The sequence below is a fragment of the Scytonema sp. UIC 10036 genome (assembly GCF_009725235.1).
Genome location: NZ_WJFC01000028.1, coordinates 56,646 through 75,220, shown reverse-complemented (window position 1 = coordinate 75,220; position 18,575 = coordinate 56,646). Strand labels below are relative to the sequence as shown.

Here is an 18,575-nt window from a genome sequence, read left to right as displayed (position 1 = left end):
TGAGCGCAGTCGTTCGCGGAGTGTCTTGTAGAGAAGTGTGCCTCCTGTCTTAGCCCAAGAACAATTATTTAAGTGCAACTACTTACCTAATATGAATAACTTTAAAAATGCCTTTATTTCTTACGGAAGAGCAGATAGTAAAGCCTTTGCGACTAAGCTGTATCAGCGACTGATGGAAGCAGGGTTCAACATTTGGTTTGACCAAAATGATATCCCTTTAGGTGTTGACTTTCAAAATCAAATAGATGACGGAATTGAGAAAGCTGACAATTTTCTGTTTATCATTGCCCCCCACTCCATTAACTCCCCCTATTGTGGTAAAGAAATAGAGTTAGCACTCCGTCGTAACAAACGTATTATTCCCTTGCTGCACGTAGAGCAAATTACCCAGCAAACTTGGCAAGAACGCAATCCTGGACGAGATGCTAGTGAGTGGGAACAATATAGAGCCAAGGGATTACACTCTAGTTTTCCCAATATGCACCCAGCTATTGGCAAGATTAACTGGGTATACTTCCGTGAAGGTATAGATGACTTTGAGAAATCCTTTGCGGGACTGCTAGAGCTATTTTCCCGCCATCAAGATTACGTGCATCAACACACCTACTTTTTAGCCAAAGCCTTGGAGTGGGAGCGACAGCAACAGCACTCACAATACTTGTTAATTGGTGACGAGCGGGTACAGGCTGAAAAATGGTTAAAAATTCGGTTTAAAGATGAGCAGCCACCATGTGAACTAACAGATTTACACTGTGCTTTTATATGTCAGAGTACAAAAAATGCTAACAACCTGATGGCTCAGGTATTTCTCTCTTACTCAGAAAAAGAGAGGGCATTTATGGAAAAAATTGCCAAAAGCTTGATGCGAGAAAGCTTCACGGTTTGGACAAACAAAACAGATATTCAGTCTGGCGCGGATTTTGTCGAGTCAATTTATCGAGGTATTGAAGAAGCAGACAATTTGGTGTTTCTGATGTCACCAGCCTCTTTACAATCAGAATATTGTCAAATGGAACTGTCTCATGCTTTCTCTCTGAAAAAACGGCTCATTCCTCTGTTAATTGAACAAGTAGACATAGAGCAGGTTCCCGTTGAATTACGTACCATACAGTTCATCGACTTGACAGATCCACAACAGCAAGATGCTAATATTGACAAGCTAATTAATGTACTGAATCAAGATGCAGCTTACTACGAACAGCATAAAATCTTATTAGTAAAAACTCTGAAGTGGGAACGACAAAAACGCAATTCTAGTATTTTGTTGCGGGGTTATAATCTTCGAGAGGCGGAAGCTTGGTTAAAAATAGCTCAACAAAAAACCCAACATCTGCCTATACCTTTGCAAGTAGAGTTCATCAGCGAAAGCCTCAAGCAACCGCCTCTGGTAGCACTAGATGTATTTATTTCTTACTCTCGCGCTGATTCTGATTTTGCCCGCAAGCTTAACGATACCTTACAAATTCAAAACAAGACAACTTGGTTCGATCAAGAAAGTATCGCCTCTGGGACTGACTTTGAGCAAGAAATTTATAAAGGGATAGAAAGCGCCAATAACTTCTTATTTATTATTTCGCCAGACTCTATCAATTCACCCTACTGCAAGGTTGAAGTAGAGTATGCAATGAGTTTGCATAAGCGAATTGTTACTGTTTTGTATCGGGAAATTAATTCTGGGGATCTTTTCCCAGAATTGGCAAAGGTGCAGTGGATTGATTTTTGTCAGCATGGTGCAGACTTTTTGACAAAATTTGGGGAATTAACTAGAACATTAGATGCAGATCCAGATTACGTGCGATCGCATACTCGGCTTTTCCTCAAGGCCAAAGAGTGGGATGATGCTAAACGTGACGATAGTTTTTTGCTACGGGGTAAAGATTTAGTCGCCTCTGAGGAATGGTTGAAGCAGTCTGTTGACAAACAACCAGCCCCCACCAATCTACAACTAGAGTATCTTGCAGCCAGTCGCGCTCTCCCCTATCGCAAAATCAAGCCCCGCACAGTGCTGCTGACTAGTTTGGCTGTGACAACGCTAATGTTTATTGCTAGGTTTCTCGGATTCACCCAGCCTTTAGAACTAGCCGCTTATGACCAGATGATGTCCTTACGCCCTGATGAACCAAAGGACGAACGATTTTTAATGGTCGATGTCGATCCCCAAAGTCTGGAAAAGTTGAATGAAAGCGGGAGATATCCGGGTGGTAGAGGTTCCATTCCTGATGCAGCTCTAGACGATTTACTCAAAAATCTTTCCCAACATCAACCTAGTATGATTGGGTTGGATTTTATACGTGATTTTCCGGCTGAGGGTAGCCTAAAACAACGTTTGCAGCAAACGAAAAACTTCATATCAGTTTGTAAAAACAGTTATGAAAATAGCCGGGGTGAAAAAATTCTTGGCTTTAAACAAGCGCCAGAAGTCCCGCTAGAACAAGTTGGCTTTAGTGACTTGGTTGATGATGATGCTAAAGGTGGTCGTTATGTGCGCCGACAATACTTGATGCAAAAGCCAGACCTGAAATATTGTCAGACAAGAGAAGCTTTGAGTTTAGTCATTGCTCGTCGCTACCTCCAAGCCCAAGGTCAGTCTTTCACCTCTCCGCTAAATCTCCAAACCAAACAATATGACCAGCCTATGCAGTTTGGTAAAACTGTGATTCCTCAACTACTGGGACTGGGAAGTGGCTACCAAAACATGGATCATCAGCTTCAAGGTTATCAAACGATGCTCAAATATCGTACCTTTGGCGGCGACCCCAGTAATTTTGCGCCTAGAGTCAATATTTTGGAGGTTTTGGACAATAAAGTTGTTGCTGAACAAATTAAAAATCGAATTGTACTGATTGGCTTTACTGACAGGCAAAACAGACAAGCTGATTACTGGAGTACACCATATGGTGACGTTGCTGGAGTAACCTTGCATGGGCAAATGATCAGCCAGATCCTCAGTGCGACCCTAGATAATCGCTCCCTCATCTGGTGGTGGCCTCTTGGTTATGAAACAATCTGGATGTTTGGTTGGGCTTTGGTAGGTGGTCTTGTCTGTTGGCGATTGAACCGCAATCTTTATATCGGTATAGCTGTAGTAGGTTATACTGGAACTTTATACATTATATGTTCAGTAATTTTGGTGAGTCAAAGCGGCTGGATACCTTTTGTTTTACCAGTTTTAGCAGTACTCATTTCTGGAGGAATAGTAATATACTTAACTGATAAGCTCCGTAAAAGTTAAATCAAAAAATCAGCAAACTAAGAGGTAATTGCAAAATGCTCCGTCCCCACTTATCAATTCGACAGTCAACTGTTTTGATCAGCTCTGTAACAACTGCTTTTTATGTGAATTTTTTGTCGCCTATTTTTGTTCACAAAGCCCAAGCACAGAATGTTGTTGAGCGTATTGGCCAGATGTTTAATAGTTCCAGAGGCGAGGGAAATGCTTCTGGACGTTCACGCGGAGGAGCGACGCGATCTCAATGCTCTCAAATCGATGGGGACAATCTGATTGCCTTAGTTCCTCAGAACAATGGAGGTTTGACTACTCAAGCCTACCCCCAGTTCTGGTTTTACTTACCCTTTGATGGTGATTCCCAGTCGCCTCCAGCCAAATTTAGATTATTGGATGAGCAGAGACGGTCTGTTTTGACAAAGCCATTACCATTCTCTTTACCAGAAAAAAAAGGCATTGTCAGCATTAGTTTACCCCCTACAGAAAAAGCATTATTAGTAGGCAAAAAATACTATTGGTATTTCAATATTACTTGTGTTAACGCTCAAGGACTTAATACCAATATCAGTGTTAATGGCTGGATTCAGCGAGTTGAACCTAGTTCTGAGATAGTAAAAAATCTACAGCAACCAGGAAAGCAACCACAGTACATTCCTTATGCAGAAAATAATATTTGGTATGAAACTGTTAGTCAATTAGCTCACACCCGTACTGCTTATCAGCAAGAATGGGCTAATTTATTATCACTTTTTCAGCTTCAGGAATTTGCTAACTCCCCTGTTTATGAACTCCAACTAAAAAAGTAGTAAATCAAAAAAATACGAAAACACGTAGGTTGGGTTGAGGAACGAAACCCAACCTACAAAAATTCTCAGCCCTTGCAGTATTGAGTCCTAATTAAGTGGTTATGGTTCTGACATTCATATTTCCATATGCCAGATTTGAGTATACATTGGTCAAAAAGAAAAAATTAGTCGTTGCTAGTTAGAAAACTAAACACTAATATTCAATTCACCATTGATGTTTTCCCATATGATTTCTGCAGGGAAAATGTAGTTGGGATCTCCTCTATGCACTAAGGTTTGAACCATTTTTTTGAGCGATGGTGTAACTTGAACCCCGACACCTTCACCATTCTTGATAATGTTAACGGGCTTGTTGAAGTCTACCATTTTTGAGTTGAGCAGTATGCCTACATAATTACCTGATTCACGTATATTGATAGAATTGCTTCCTTCTTCAAGTTCAACATCCAAGGTAGAGCCATCGAGCATAGTTCCTGCATTAAGCCAATAGAATTGCTTAATTTTGCGCTGAGGAGCCAAAACTTTGGTGTTCCATATCACTCGTTTTGGATAAGGATTCCTTTTGTGTTGTAGCATCCAGGTAACACTAGCAGTATTTTTCTTGACAATAGCGCCTCCGGAGCCATTAGCAGCTAACCAAGCAGCAATATCATCAATTACATCATTAGGTTGTGACCATGAAATATACGTTTTTTCCTGCCAGCTATTGTGACTTCCATTAGGATGGATGAAGGTTTCGTGTATATATCCATAGCCTTTGCTCTTGGCTGCACTCGTTAACAAAGCGTCATAACGTGCTGCTTCAAGGTGGCGATTGTACTCCGTGTCCTTCTCTCCCATTTGGATAAGGAATGGCACGTTGGCATAGTTGTCAATGCTTATACTATTGGGATGCCCTGCCATCATATTGGTAGCACCAAAGCGGTCAGCCATTTTAGCGGTAATGTCATACACCCCATCTCCGCCTGCTGAAAAACCCATAAGATAAATGGCGTTGGGATCGGCATCTTCAAAAGCGATCGCATTCTCAATCAAACGGTCGTACATAGAGAACGATTCTGGTTGAAAATGCAAATTCCATGTATCTGTGATTCCTCGCACAGCAATGTAAATACCAGGGTTCACATCCCCAGACCAAATGGTCTGCATATCTTTCCATAAACCGTTGTTATCCTCTGTTGGACATCCTCCACCACCGTGAAGCGCAATAAAGACAGGGTAACCATTCTCTGGCTTTGCGCCTTTTTTCTCTACTGTAAAACGCATCGTCCGACCGTTTTGGGAGATAGTCCGCACGTTTGTAGTATGGTCACCACCTTTGATGGGATATGTGTACGGAACCTCCTTGTTTTCTTCTTGTCGGTCTGTTTTGTTACGAATCTCGTTTTTATACTTTTCCCAAAGCATCTTAGCTACAGTATCAATTTCAGCAACTGGAACGGGAATATCTACTGAGAGATTCTCCAATGCAGAGATAGTGTTTTGTTCGACAGCTTCGGTAGCAGTAGGGTTGATAATCATAAATGGTTTTGTGCGAAATTGGACAAGAATGCTTGAACCACAACCCTAGTATGTCTAAGATTGTATTGCGATGCTAGGTACAGAGTGTGAATAAATTGAACTTTAAACCGAGATAAGCAGCGTTACATCAATACTACGAAAGTTTATTTAACGCCAAAATTCGTGATTACGCTTCAGAGATTGCTTGAGAATTTGAATAATAAGCTATACTTTGCACGGTCATAAGCTGAGCATTGAAATGAACAACACTCTTTGTAAGGGTGCAATGCATTGCACCCTTGGGTTTGGCTTCAAAAGCGCAATCTATAACTGTGGGGAGTATACAATTCTCAGCAAAATTTTTATGCGATCAAAATTGTAAGCTTAACTTGGTTTTGTGTTGTGATGATTGTTACACCCTTTACCATTAACTTTTCAAAACTAGTTTAAATGCAGTTACTTGCTAGTTACCTCAGTATTTTTACTGTATTTAAACTAATTTTTTGTTTCAATACCTCAATAAAAAAAAGACCATAAAAAGGTAAGACTTGTTTAGTAGGCTAACAAGTCTTGGGAAGCTGAATAGCCTTCATTCACTTAGGAGTGCGAGGATCTGAAAGTAGCTTATAAGCTGTCGCGCATTTAAATTGTACTTTTTGGAGCTTAAAAGCCTTGCTATAAAGTTGTCGGCTTTAAAATTTAAGTGAGTAAAAAAAGAGTGTCACCCAGACGATAATTTGTCTGGGTGACACTCTTTTAGATTTTCTTTACGAATCTGATCTTACAACAATTGTCTCCACAGCTTATTGTCATCGCCTTGAAAATAAACATAATCTCCAACTACAAAAGGACTAGACTTAGTTGTGTGTCCGCCAATATGTAGAGTGCCACTGCCATCAGTTTTCACTTTCCACAGCTTATTATCATCGCCTTGAAAATAAACATAATCTCCAACTACAAAAGGACTAGACTTAGTTCTATGTCCGCCAATATGTAGAGTGCCACTGCCATCAGTTTTCACTTTCCACAGCTTATTATCATCGCCTTGAAAATAAACATAATCTCCAACTACAAAAGGACTAGACTTAGTTCTATGTCCGCCAATATGTAGAGTGCCACTGCCATCAGTTTTCACTTTCCACAGCTTATTATCATCGCCTTGAAAATAAACATAATCTCCAACTACAAAAGGACTAGACTTAGTTCTATGTCCGCCAATATGTAGAGTGCCACTGCCATCAGTTTTCACTTTCCACAGCTTATTATCATCGCCTTGAAAATAAACGTAATCTCCAGCTACAAAAGGACTAGAAATAGTTGTGTGTCCGCCAAGATTTACTGGTTTATAACGGCTATAAGGACTATTTAGATTGACAAGGTTTTCATGAAGAATAGAATTGCAAAAATCCATTGCAACAATTCCTAGCCTGCTGTTACCCTTGTTCACTATATGACAGTTTAATTTTGGGTTTATATACATAGCTGCCGATTCAGGCGTAGTTGTTATACTCGTTGCACTTGTAAAATTTATATACAATACAGATTTACTACCTGAATCCGCCTCATCTAGCAACTGTTTTATCTTCTCCCATTTGCCCGAAGTACCACTAATTAGGTTAAGCTTATACTCATCTTGTACTTTTAATAGTTTATTACCTGTCTGTCCTGTTGTGTCATCTGGCCAACCATTAAAAGCGTCAATACCTTTGTAGATATTAGGATCGGGGAACCGCCTTATTAATACAATTTTGCCTCTGACCTGATTAAGTTTGGGTATAGTTTCGCCAACATACCACTTATCTTTTTGAATATACGAATCAAATGTTTCGGAAAAACTTCTGCTACAATTTTCCGACTCGTACTCTTCCTTAACTGACATAATAATGCACTCAGAAGGACTCTTCTCCAGAAATTGTATACAGGTATTAAGTACACTGTCGAAGTTTAATTCTTGGTAAATCTGCCCATGATGTATGGCAAAAATGTTATTTATATGTCGGCATCTAATATCTATAAACCTCACTCCTGTATTTAACTGCTCTTCTAATGTCATTGACTGACATTTAGCGAAACCAATACTCAATTTATTATGTAAAGCACAGGTATCATGAGTTCCTGGGATAGTAAATTCACTCAATTGTAGTGAGTCATTTAAAAGAGCCATCCACTTGGCTAAATTTAATTCCATTGTCATAAATTTCTCTATTTAGGTTTATACACTAAAAAACCTCATCTAATTAAGAGAGGATTTAAGAGATGAGTAAAAAGCTAGTAGTTCATAGTCTCACTAAAGTAACTATTTAAGATTGCTAAAAAGCCTGCTTTATAATAGTTTCTACTTTGTGTTGATGTTACTATAACTAAACTTGTAGAGCTAAAATCTTTTGTTTTCAATCATCTCCAACAAACAGATTAAATTTATTAAGTTGCTAAGTCTACAGTATTTATACTGAAAAAAAAATATAGATTTATTTTATTTCTTAATAATTGCTATCACTGTGTAAACTGGAGTTTAGACTAAATAGCCGCAGCGTCAACGAAAAAATAAGGGGTGTGCTTGAACACAGACCCTCAATACCTCTCGGTTAAGAGCAAAATTAGGGTAAAGCGATTGTTGTTCTCCGAAAAGTGAGGTAGAAAAACTGGTGCATCTGAAAAATTTCTCTTTGATCGCGCCCACGTTAGAAGCACAGCTAATCTTCCCCAGGAAGGGTAGAGTCAACCCCAAGTACTTATTAACCTATTGACCGAACCATGCAGGGGTGCAGTTCTTGACAAGGTGTGGGTTTTCTCCCTGCTCCGAAGCTCCCTGCTCCAAGTCCTCTTTTTGGGGAAGCCCCCGCTACAAGTGCAATCGGTATAGCGCCCCCGAATTTATTCGTGGAAGTTCTCCCAAACCCCTCATCCCCCATTCATGCGAACATATTTATTTGTGGAGTTTCCTCTCCGCTCCCTGCTCCCAGCAAAGCTGCCTCTTCCTTGACCTTCTTGTAGCCTGTTGTTAAAAAGGTAAATATCCTGTTGAAAAACTGGATAGCCTCAGCTATGTATATTTTCAGTAAAAATACTGGTGAATAATCAAGCAATTATATGTAATGTAATAACTTGATGGCTAAGGGCGATGACCACATCCTGAATTATTACTAATTGCCTAATTCAAAGGTTGGTACATTTTACAAAACTGTTTCATCTAAACATCAATAGAAGAAGGCTAATTAAGAGATAATTCACTTAAGATAATTGAAAATTGAGAATCATTTAGCGTAAAGAACGAGAGGTAAAAATGGGTTTAGGTACTAACATTTCCATTAAAAATAATTCAGGAATCAATCTAAAAATTTCCTATGAAAATGTCGTGTGTATGTTTAGAGGTGGCGACCAGGGATCAAATTTCGAACCTATTTCTGGATTGATACCTCGAGAAACAGAATTGCCATACAAAGGAGGTAAGCAGTACCTTGAAGCAGAAGCTAGTGGCTCATGTGCTTTTCAAGATAGTGAGTTTACAATGAAGTTGATAGAAGTTTCCACAGCAAAAGAGTTAGCTAAAATAAAATTTAAAGCTAGTGTGAAAACTGGGTATATATGCGATTGTATTGATTATAAGGACGAGCAATTATCTATTGACTGCGATATTATATCAAAGAATATCGAAGTATCAATAAACAATTTAGTTCGCAACATTAAAGATTATTCTTATCCCTACATACAAGTTGAATTTAATAAGGCTGGTCAACTTATTGAGCCGAAACTGACAGATAAAGTAATTAGTAAATTAAATAATCTAAAAGAAGTTACTGATTTGATTGTTTTCATTCATGGAATGAACAATACAAGAAAAGAAGCAACGGATATTTACCAAAGATATTTAGAACAGATTAAAAAATGCAAGGGCTATAATCATGAGAGCATTGCAGTATGTGGAGTTATATGGCCTTCAGCAATTGCTAGTTTCTCTCTAGGAGATGATTTAGCTAAATTGTTGTTACCAATATGGACTAATTTTGACACAGCATTATTGAGAGCAGCATCTCTTGGTAAAACAGGAGTTGCTTCTTTTTTAAATGCTCTAGCAACTAAACATAATAAACTTAATATTCACCTTGTTGCTCATAGCCTGGGTACTGTTGTGATTAGGGGAGCGCTAAATGAGTTAGCAGCACCTATAAAAACGGTCTTTTTTATTCAATCTCCATTATCTGCTAACCCTAAACTAGATTACTTACCAATAAGTGACTTTGACGCAAAATTAGAGGAAAGTCAAATTAATAGATGGGTTAGTGGCCCAATAGTATGCACCTACACTGATAAGGATTTGACATTAAAGAGTGTCAATGTATTTGACACTATGGGACAAAAAGGGTTCCTGGGGTTATCAGGTAATTATAAGATTTTGACCCTAAAGAAGGGTAAAAAAGTCAATTACAGAGATTATGGTAAGCGCTTTGTTAGTCTTGACTGCCGAGAGATAATTGACGGTCATGAAAACTACAAAGAATCAGAAGTAGCAGAAGCACATTTGGCTGCGATTGAAAGGTCTAAACTGGCAATTCCCTTGCAATCAACTCCTGAACAGTTTGCCTTGGCGGTGTTTAACAATCAGCTTTATCTAGCCTACAAGGCGAATGAAGCCGCCAATTATATTTGGGTTACTTCGTCTAGTGATGGCAAAAACTGGTCTGAGGCACAGAGAGTGCCAGAACAAACCACTTCTGCTGCCCCGGCTTTGGCGGTGTTTAACAATCAACTTTATTTAGCTTTCAAAGCGACTGATGCAGAGAACTCTCTTTGTATTGCTACATCTAGTAATGGTAAAAACTGGTCTAACGGACAGAGAGTGCCAGGACAAACCACTTCTGCTGGCCCTTGTCTGACTGTGTTTAACAACCAACTTTTTTTAGCTTTTAGAGCGACTGATGCAGACAAATCTCTTTGTATTACCTCATCTAGTGATGGCAAAAACTGGTCTAATGTAAGGGCAGAAGAAAGCATTTCTGCTGGCCCTTCTTTGGCTGTGTTTGACAAGAATCTGCTATTGGGATGGACAGGTAAAAACCAATCTATAAATGTTATGCAGTTAGACGGCTAGATGGCGAACAATTAGTGAGCCAGGTGCTCAACGGGAGGAACCCCCGTTGAGCGGAAGTCGCGTGGTGGGTTGAAGCCCCCACCATATTGCACCATCAATGCCATCTGCTCCAGCAAGGCTGTTTTCTTTACAAGTTGAACCTGCTTTATGGTTGTTTGTCGATGTTGAGGGTGTAGAACCAACGAATAATGCTGCAGAAAGAGCAATACTTCCTGCGGTCATCTAGCGACGTACTAGTTTTGGCAGCCAAACGCAAGCCGGTAGTACTTTTGTTGCCCGAATGCTAACTGTTGTGACTACCCTTAAGTTTTAACATCGCAACATCTTGGAAATTTATGACCAACGCTGTAGGTACTGCACGTAACGGCACATTGGCTCCTTCTTTATTTCCAGAAGTGACCTGTTGTGACGAGGAGCAAGATTTTTTCAATGTCGGAGTTTGTCAAGCAAAATTTCAAATCTTGTAGGTGTGTCATTGCAAATGCGGTGATAGCGGAGTAAGGGACTTCCAAATAAAAAAATCTCCCAAAATTTCTTGTGGTGCGAGCGAGACGCCCGTCCCACAAGATGGACAATTTATTTCTTGGAAATCCCTAAAGCAATCTCTCTGGCTGCGATCGCCTCGATCTTATTACTGGAGGCAGAGCCTCTAGGAATGCATTCCCAGGCTCTGCCTGGGAACGAGAAAAGAAGTCCGCGCAGGCGGACTTCTTTTCTATAGCCGCGAATTCCATTCGCTAGGCATTTTGACAAAATGGGTTTGTTCAAACCCTATTAACTAGTATAAAATCTCAATATAAGCAGCCAAAAGCAAGAAAAAACCCGAATCTCATAACTATTTGAGCTTTAGCTCATCCTAATTTTAATGAGAAAATCTGCTGTTTGATAGGAGGACACAAAAATTTACGCAGGATTAAAAAAATATGAACGGCATTTTTCCTGGGAAAAAAATGATAGGTTAGATACAGAATTGAATTTCGCAAATCTCTGGAGTAAACACATCCACGTTGCTCCAGATTTCCAAGCTCTGAATCTACCCTTTGGCGATGCTTCAAGTGCGATAAGCCGAGTACGGCTTGCTCTTACGCGATCGCATCAGCCTTTGAGTACAAGATGAAGTAGCTCTAAACAAGTTAAGATTTCCCTGAAACCGTTGCTGGGAAGAAACTTTGGGTGAGTACAGAAATACTTGTCCCCATTTCCATAAATACTAGAACCCCTACCCCAAAATTCTAGTACCCCTACCTGAAAAAAATTTTTTTGAATCCCGAAATGCTGTAGTGATTTGGGTTTTCAGTTTTGAGTACAAAACCAATCAATCCAATAAATTCTATCCGAGGCATACTCACCACCCCCCTTGAAAACGACTGATATAAATCAAGTATCGCCAACACTTAATGCGCTAACAACAGCGCACTAGAGTGAGTGGAGGGATGAGATAGCACCATGCCCCTGTGAACCGAAGTCGCGGATTGACCCGCAATTTACCCAAGTCTCAGAGCTTTTGACACACACCAGCTAAGAAACAAGGGTTTGTGGCGTAAGTCCAATACGCGGCTTCCATTCCTTAACACATAGGTTGTGACAACATCTGCCACAGGCAACACAGTTAAAAGTTAAAACTGAAAAGTACAAAGGCTGCCTTTTTACTTTTGACTTTTGGCTTTTGACTCCTGACTTTATGTGAAAGATTGCGAAATTCAATGACACAGTCAACAGGACTCGTTACCCCCCTCATTACGGAGCAGACAACTCAATCTAAATCCAGTGGTTGTGGTAGTGGATGCGGTAGTACCAGCGCAACTCCGGAAATAGATGAAAAGCTGAAACAACGGATCGAAACCCATCCTTGTTACAGTGAGGAAGCTCATCATCATTATGCCAGAATGCACGTTGCAGTTGCTCCAGCCTGTAACATTCAGTGCAACTACTGCAATCGCAAGTATGATTGTGCGAACGAAAGCCGCCCCGGTGTTGTCAGCGAACTACTCACCCCAGAGGAAGCAGCACACAAAGTTCTGGTCATTGCAGGTAAAATTCCCCAACTCACTGTCTTGGGAATTGCAGGTCCTGGCGATCCACTTGCAAATCCAGAAAAAACCTTCCGTACCTTTGAGTTGATTGCAGAGAAAGCCCCAGAAATCAAGCTTTGCCTGTCAACTAATGGTTTGATGCTTCCTGAATATATTGACCGGATCAAACAACTAAATGTAGACCACGTTACTATCACCATTAATATGGTGGACCCTGAAATTGGAGCAAAAATTTATCCTTGGGTTCACTACAAGCGCAAGCGTTATAGAGGCATCGAAGGGGTTAAAATTTTGCATGAAAAGCAGATGGAAGGTCTGCAAGCCCTGAAAGAAGCTGATATTTTGTGTAAAGTTAACTCGGTGATGATTCCGGGTATTAATGATGAGCACCTATTAGAAGTTAATAAAGTTATTCGTGAAAAAGGTGCGTTTCTGCACAATATTATGCCGTTAATTTCTGCACCAGAACACGGCACTCACTTTGGCTTAACGGGTCAGCGCGGTCCCACACCTGTAGAATTGAAAGCAGTGCAAGATAATTGCGCTGGTAATATGAAAATGATGCGTCATTGCCGTCAGTGCCGTGCAGATGCAGTTGGTTTATTAGGTGAAGACCGCAGCTTAGAATTTACCAAGGATAAATTCATGGAGATGGCTCCTGAATACGATCCACAAAAGCGCCAAGAAGTTCTTGCAGGTATTGAGAAGTTTAAGTCAGAATTGAAAGCAGCTAAAGCCAAGGCAAATGCTGAGACCAACAACAGCTCGGCTTTGCAACAAAACAATCCAAAAATCCTAGTTGCTGTTGCAACAAAGGGTGGTGGATTGGTTAACCAACACTTCGGTCATGCCAAAGAATTCCAGGTTTATGAAGTTGACGGTCATGCAGTTCGCTATGTAGGACATCGCAAAGTTGACCACTACTGCCAAGGCGGTTACGGAGAGAAAGCCACTCTGGAAAATATCATCCAATCCATCGCTGATTGTAAAGCAGTACTGGTTTCCAAAATTGGTGATGGTCCTAAAGAAAAACTGCAAAACCTTGGAGTCCAAGTCTATGAAGCTTACGATTCTATCGAAGTCTCGGCTCTTGAGTTTTACAAGCAATACTTGCAAGTTGTTAGTTGTTAGTTGTTAGTTGTTGGTGGTTAGTTGTTAGTTGAATAAATAACTATTAACCACCAACCACTAACCACCAACCACCAACCAATGCCCATTATCCAGTACCCATTTCCCAAATTGAAGTCTCTTACTATTCCGGGGAAAAGTCATGTCTTACAAGATAACCAGCAAGTGCATTTCTTGCAAACTGTGTATCTCTGCGTGTCCTGTTAATGCAATCAAGATTGTTGATGGTCGGCACTGGATTGACCCCAATCTCTGCACTAATTGTGTTGGTACTGCCTATACTGTTCCTCAGTGTGTGGCAGGTTGTCCAACCTGTAATGGTTGCGTTAAAGAAACTAGCGATTACTGGGAGTGCTGGTTTGCTACTTACAATCAACTACTCGCAAAATTAACAAAAAAACAAGATTATTGGGAAAACTGGTTTGACTATTATTCACAGCAGTTTTCCAGACAATTAGAAAAAAATGTTAGTTGTTAGTTGTTGGTTGTTAGTTGTTAGTTGTTAGTTGAATAAATAACTATTAACTACTAACCACTAACCACTAACCACTAACCATCAACAATTCCTTATCTTACAAAGTTGGAAGCAATGCTAAAAGATTGTATTTATCTGGATAATAATGCTACCACAAAAGTAGATCCAGAAGTTGTAGGGGCAATGTTGCCTTTCTTAACTGATTATTACGGTAATCCTTCTAGTATGCACACTTTTGGTGGGCAGGTTGGTAAAGCAGTTCAACAAGGACGCGAACAGGTTGCTGCTCTCTTGGGTGCTGATGAATCTGAGATTGTCTTTACAAGTGGCGGTACTGAAGGTGACAATGCTGCTATCCGTGCTGCATTGTTAGCACAACCTGACAAGCGTCACATTATCACAACGCAAGTCGAACATCCTGCAGTCTTGAATGTCTGCAAGCAATTAGAATCTCAAGGTTATTCAGTTACTTATTTGTCTGTTAATCGTCAGGGACAGTTGGATTTAAATGAACTGGAAGCTTCGCTTACAGGTAACACTGCTCTCGTGACAATCATGTATGCTAATAATGAAACGGGTACTGTGTTCCCCATCGAACAAATTGGGATGCGGGTGAAGGAGTACGGTGCTCTGTTCCATGTGGATGCAGTCCAAGCTGTGGGCAAAATTCCCATGAATATGAAGACTAGCACCATTGATATGTTAACCATGTCGGGTCATAAGATTCACGCACCCAAGGGTATTGGTGCTTTGTATGTGCGTCGTGGAGTTAGATTCCGTCCCATGATTGTGGGTGGAGGACAACAACGCGGAAGACGCGGAGGCACAGAAAATGTTCCAGGAGTCGTTGCATTAGGCAAAGCAGCTGAATTAGAATTATTACATCTAGAGGAAGCAACAACCAGAGAAAAGCAGTTGCGCGATCGCCTCGAACAAACTCTTCTCGCTCAAATTCCAGATTGTGAAGTCAACGGCGATATAAGCCAAAGATTGCCAAATACAACCAACATTGGCTTCAAGTTTATCGAAGGCGAAGCAATTCTGCTCTCTCTCAACAAATACGGTATTTGTGCTTCATCTGGTTCTGCTTGCAGTTCTGGCTCTTTGGAACCCTCCCATGTTTTGCGAGCAATGGGTTTACCCTATACAATTTTGCACGGTTCCATTCGCTTTAGTCTTTGCCGCTACACTACAGAAGCCGAAATTGATGCAGTTCTGGCAGTAATGCCGGGTATTGTGGAACATCTGCGTACACTCTCTCCATTTAAGAGTGACAATGCAAGTTGGCTGCAAGAACACGAAAAAAGTTTGGCTCATCGGTAATTAGTGAGTGGTTAGTTGTTAGTCGTTAGTCGTTAGTCGCAATTAACTATTAGCCATTAGCAATTAGCCATTAGCAATTAGCAATTAACAATCAATCTAAAATCGGCTATGTGGGACTACACAGATAAAGTAATGGATCTCTTCTACAATCCCAAAAATCAAGGGGTTTTGGAAGAAACTGGTGAACCTGGTGTTAAAGTTACTGTTGGTGAAGTAGGCAGTATTGCTTGTGGAGATGCTCTAAGATTGCATCTGAAAATAGAGGAAGAAACTGACAAAATTCTCGAAGCTCGTTATCAAACTTTTGGTTGTACTAGCGCTATTGCTTCTTCTGAAGCTCTGGTTGACCTGGTGAAAGGAAAAACTTTAGACGAAGCGCTTAAGATTAGTAATAAAGAAATTGCTAGCTATCTTGGTGGATTGCCAGAAGCAAAAATGCATTGTTCGGTTATGGGACAAGAAGCATTGGAAGCTGCTATCTATAATTATAGAGGTATTCCTCTCGCAGCCCATGACGATGATGATGAAGGAACTCTAATTTGTACCTGTTTTGGTATCAGCGATACAAAAATTCGGCGCGTTATTGTAGAGAATAATTTAACAACCGCCGAACAGGTAACAAATTATGTAAAAGCTGGTGGCGGATGCGGATCTTGTTTGGCAGCAATTGATGATATAATTGCATTAGTACAGAAGGAATCCGCATCCCCTGTAAATAATTCCCTACAACCAAGGACTGCAAGTCAGTTTGCCCAAAAGCCACTGACCTCGGTGCAAAAGATTGCACTCATTCAAAAAGTCCTTGATGAAGAAGTTCGACCCGTTTTGATCGCCGACGGGGGAGATGTGGAACTGTATGACGTAGAAGGCGATCGCGTGAAGGTTCTGCTTCAAGGTGCTTGCGGTTCGTGTTCTAGCAGTACGGCAACTTTAAAGATTGCCATAGAAGCTAGGTTGCGCGATCGCGTAAGCAAAGATCTGGTGGTAGAAGCGGTTGACCGATTGATTTAGAACTGAGTAATTTGCATTCGCCTGAAACATCAAGTAGGAATCAATGCACGCAATCCTATTGAGTCCGTAAATGGTGAACAGTTACCTCTAAAGCGCTGCGATCCAAGAATCAGAAGAATGTGAATTTCGGTATCCAACTCGCTTCAAAGGACAAGAATATGAGCGCATTATTCGACAAACTCGGTGGACAGCAAGGTGTTGAGAAAGCAGTCGCTGAATTTTACAAGCGCGTCATGGCTGACAGCACCCTCAATCACTTCTTTGCTAACACAGACATGGCTAAGCAACACGCTCAACAAGTTGCTTTCTTTGCTCAAATTTTTGACGGTCCTAAAGGCTACAACGGTCGTTCCATGGACCAAACCCACAAGGGTATGAATCTACAGCCCCAACATTTTGATGCTATTTCAAAGCATCTTCGTGATTCATTAACTGCATGTGGAGTTTCTGCAGAAGACACAAACGCTGCTCTCGATCGCGTCTCCAAGTTGCAAGGCGCTATCTTGAACAAGTAATGTCTCAAGCATTGATTTTTGACGGCTAGTTCCGTCAAGCCCTACTTGGTGTTTCAGGCGAATGCACATTACGAAGTGCTTGTAAAGTACTTAAGTCTGAAGAAATTTAGAAATAAACTGAGGAATAGATGATGCTTTCAATGGTTTTAGTGGTAGGGCGATCGCCTCCGGTGACGTTCTATTCTTAAGGAGAATGGCGACTGGGAAAGAGAGACAAGGGGGACAAGGAAGACAAGGAGGACAAGGAAGAAAGTTCTAGCTTGTCTACCCTCTCTCCCTTGTCTACCCCCTCTCCCTAGTCCCCAATCCCCACTCCCCAAACAAAACAGACCCACCCAACAACCAACCAATCAATCAATTGCAGGAGAAAACTCATCATGTCTGACGAAAAAATTAGACAAATAGCATTCTACGGAAAAGGCGGTATCGGTAAGTCTACAACTTCTCAAAATACCCTTGCCGCTATGGCAGAAATGGGTCAGCGCATTATGATTGTAGGTTGTGACCCCAAAGCTGACTCCTGTGGTTTTTACAAAATAAACATAAATGCCACTGTTACGTACCGTTTTTAGGGTAGGGGTGAGGGGCAACCCTCAAACCTGACCCACTCTACTTATCAAGACTTGCCTGATGGATCGGCTGCGTGAATTAGTTCTGGCTCTTGTTCAACAGGTGGACGCTTGATAGACTGATTCATATCAGGGCGTCGATCGCGCTGAATAGGTTGAAGTTTCACAAAGCCACCAGTCTCGATTGACTTATATAGTGCTTGAATAATGCGAACATCAATCAAGCCTTCTTGACCTGATGGTTCCGGTTGTTTGTTCTGCAAAATGCAATTTGAAAAGTAAACAAACTCAGCCGCAAGCTGATCTCGTCCGGCAAACGATTGCTCCTGAGTTTTACCGTCAATCGTCAAATAATGCTTAATTTCACCGTCTCCAGCATAAGCAGGATTGACTCGCAAATCGCCTTTCGTTCCCACTACTTGATAGGTGGAGACTTTTGCAGCACCAAAGCTCAATGAAAATGCTGCTAGTCGATCGTTGGGAAAGCGAAGAATTGCACTCGTCATTTCTGCCACTTCACGAAAGCGGGGTTGATTTTTGCTAGCACTAGTGGCAAAGACTTCAATCGGCTCATCTTGAAACAAATAACGAGCAGCGTTAATGCAGTAGATACCGATGATTTTTTGTGACCAGTCCTATCGGTTTGCAAATATGACTCGTGCCAGGGCTTGAGTATTGAATTCTTGTGGTGAGAGTTTTAGCATACAGTTGAGGACTCATGCCTTCATAAAAATCTCCTTCCTAAGTGCCACTTAGTAACGTTTTTATTCATAGATTTGACCCTAAAATAAACAACATGAGCAGGACAAAAATAAGCGTAATCTACGGGTTCAAGCATACTTTAACCAGCAAGATTATTTCTTTCCTCTTACTCATGAAAGATTCCATCATCCACATAGA

12 protein-coding genes and 1 pseudogene are annotated in these 18,575 nt (G+C 40.8%); 10 read left to right on the top strand and 3 right to left on the bottom strand.

The genetic code is table 11. From position 1 onward, the window contains the following. The first annotated feature begins 91 nt into the window (after nt 1-91). Both F7734_RS15700 and F7734_RS15695 read left to right on the top strand, forming a co-directional pair. Nucleotides 92-3,232, top strand: a complete 3,141-nt coding sequence (locus tag F7734_RS15700; RefSeq protein ID WP_155745591.1) for a TIR domain-containing protein — start codon at nt 92-94, stop codon at nt 3,230-3,232. Nucleotides 3,233-3,336: 104 nt separating this feature from the next. Then, complete coding sequence (locus F7734_RS15695; protein ID WP_347566207.1) at nt 3,337-4,032, top strand: DUF928 domain-containing protein; 696 nt, start codon at nt 3,337-3,339, stop codon at nt 4,030-4,032. A gap of 186 nt (nt 4,033-4,218) precedes the next feature. On the opposite strand, the gene F7734_RS15690 is transcribed toward F7734_RS15695, so the two are convergent. Continuing rightward, entirely contained in the window at nt 4,219-5,553 is a 1,335-nt protein-coding gene (locus tag F7734_RS15690; RefSeq protein WP_155745589.1) for a hypothetical protein, read from the bottom strand. Between the two features lie 760 nt (nt 5,554-6,313). Beyond that, a complete protein-coding gene (locus F7734_RS15685) occupies nt 6,314-7,726 on the bottom strand; it encodes a phosphatidylinositol-specific phospholipase C domain-containing protein (RefSeq protein ID WP_155745588.1) in 1,413 nt (470 codons plus the stop codon). A gap of 1,089 nt (nt 7,727-8,815) precedes the next feature. Between F7734_RS15685 and F7734_RS15680 the strand changes: the two genes are divergently transcribed. The 8 genes and pseudogenes from F7734_RS15680 (at nt 8,816) to F7734_RS15645 (ending at nt 17,678) form a co-directional block, all read left to right on the top strand. After that, complete coding sequence (locus F7734_RS15680; protein ID WP_155745587.1) at nt 8,816-10,621, top strand: exo-alpha-sialidase; 1,806 nt, start codon at nt 8,816-8,818, stop codon at nt 10,619-10,621. A 127-nt stretch (nt 10,622-10,748) separates the two neighbouring features. Continuing rightward, a pseudogene (locus F7734_RS63500) lies at nt 10,749-11,088 on the top strand (transposase); the annotation flags it as partial. Nucleotides 11,089-12,324: 1,236 nt separating this feature from the next. Further along, the gene (nifB, locus tag F7734_RS15670) at nt 12,325-13,785 is read left to right on the top strand and encodes a nitrogenase cofactor biosynthesis protein NifB (protein ID WP_155745586.1); all 1,461 of its coding nucleotides are present in this window, start codon (nt 12,325-12,327) and stop codon (nt 13,783-13,785) included. 139 nt (nt 13,786-13,924) lie between these two features. Continuing rightward, nucleotides 13,925-14,260 (top strand): 4Fe-4S binding protein, encoded by a 336-nt coding sequence (locus F7734_RS15665; protein WP_155745585.1) that lies wholly within the window; start codon nt 13,925-13,927, stop codon nt 14,258-14,260. A 111-nt stretch (nt 14,261-14,371) separates the two neighbouring features. Further along, nucleotides 14,372-15,580, top strand: coding sequence for a cysteine desulfurase NifS (nifS, locus tag F7734_RS15660; protein WP_155745584.1), 1,209 nt, complete (start codon nt 14,372-14,374; stop codon nt 15,578-15,580). 108 nt (nt 15,581-15,688) lie between these two features. After that, on the top strand, nt 15,689-16,591 hold the full coding sequence (gene nifU / locus F7734_RS15655; RefSeq protein ID WP_155745583.1) for a Fe-S cluster assembly protein NifU: 903 nt from the start codon (nt 15,689-15,691) through the stop codon (nt 16,589-16,591). 158 nt (nt 16,592-16,749) lie between these two features. Next, complete coding sequence (locus tag F7734_RS15650) at nt 16,750-17,106, top strand: group 1 truncated hemoglobin (protein WP_155745582.1); 357 nt, start codon at nt 16,750-16,752, stop codon at nt 17,104-17,106. A gap of 377 nt (nt 17,107-17,483) precedes the next feature. Next, nucleotides 17,484-17,678: an AAA family ATPase gene (locus tag F7734_RS15645; RefSeq protein ID WP_279239723.1), complete on the top strand. Its 195-nt coding sequence runs from the start codon at nt 17,484-17,486 to the stop codon at nt 17,676-17,678. Between the two features lie 44 nt (nt 17,679-17,722). Here F7734_RS15645 and F7734_RS15640 read toward each other — a convergent pair whose 3' ends face one another. Next, a complete protein-coding gene (locus tag F7734_RS15640) occupies nt 17,723-18,286 on the bottom strand; it encodes a Gfo/Idh/MocA family oxidoreductase (RefSeq protein ID WP_347566209.1) in 564 nt (187 codons plus the stop codon). Nucleotides 18,287-18,575 lie beyond the last annotated feature (289 nt).